This is a genomic window from Oleiphilus sp. HI0123 (assembly GCF_001635315.1).
This window is the reverse complement of sequence record NZ_LWGE01000697.1, coordinates 1-790: the sequence shown is the minus strand read 5'-3', so window position 1 is coordinate 790 and position 790 is coordinate 1. Positions and strand designations below refer to the sequence as shown.

General features: G+C 47.1%; 1 protein-coding gene. It reads right to left on the bottom strand.

The genetic code is table 11. The features are described 5' to 3' along the window. On the bottom strand, positions 1-790 hold a 790-nt coding region (gene ychF / locus A3761_RS06280; RefSeq protein ID WP_068749991.1), incomplete at both ends, for a redox-regulated ATPase YchF.

Here is a 790-nt window from a genome sequence, read left to right as displayed (position 1 = left end):
TGCAGCGGCTTTAGGGGCAGGGTCGCCTTGCTTCATTGTCCAGGCGCGAACTTCTTTTACACCTGCAGTGAAGTAGGTTTGTAGACCAAGTAGCTCGTAGCCAGCTCTAATGACACGATCAAGGCCTGGCTCTTCCATGCCAAGGTCTGCTAAAAATTCATCGCGTTCTTCGTCATCCAGCTCAGCAATTTCTGCTTCTAGCTTATTACAGATCACGACGACTACAGCGTTTTCTTCTGCTGCGATTTCACGAACTTTATCTAGGTGAGGGTTGTCTTCAAAACCGTCTTCATCAACGTTGGCAATATACATTGTAGGCTTGATTGTAAGCAGGCAAAGCTCTTTGATAATTGCTAGTTCATCATCATTCAAACCAAGGCCGCGAACCGCTTTTGCTTCGTTCAAGTGAGGGAGTAGTTTATCCTCAAGTAGGCTCAGAGCATTCTTCGCATCTTTATCACCGCTCTTGGCTGTTCTGGTGAAACGCTTGATAGCCTTTTCTACGGTATCAAGGTCAGATAAAGCAAGCTCGGTATTAATTACATCAACGTCGGCTTGAGGGTTCACCTTGGCAGAAACGTGAACAACGTTTTCATCTTCGAAGCAGCGTACAACGTGAGCGATAGCGTCTGTTTCTCTAATATTAGCCAGGAACTGGTTACCGAGGCCTTCGCCTTTAGATGCGCCTTCTACTAGACCGGCAATATCAACAAACTCCATTGTAGTTTGGATAACCTTCGCTGGGCTGACAATGGCTGCAAGCTTGTCTAGGCGAGGGTCTGGCATGCCA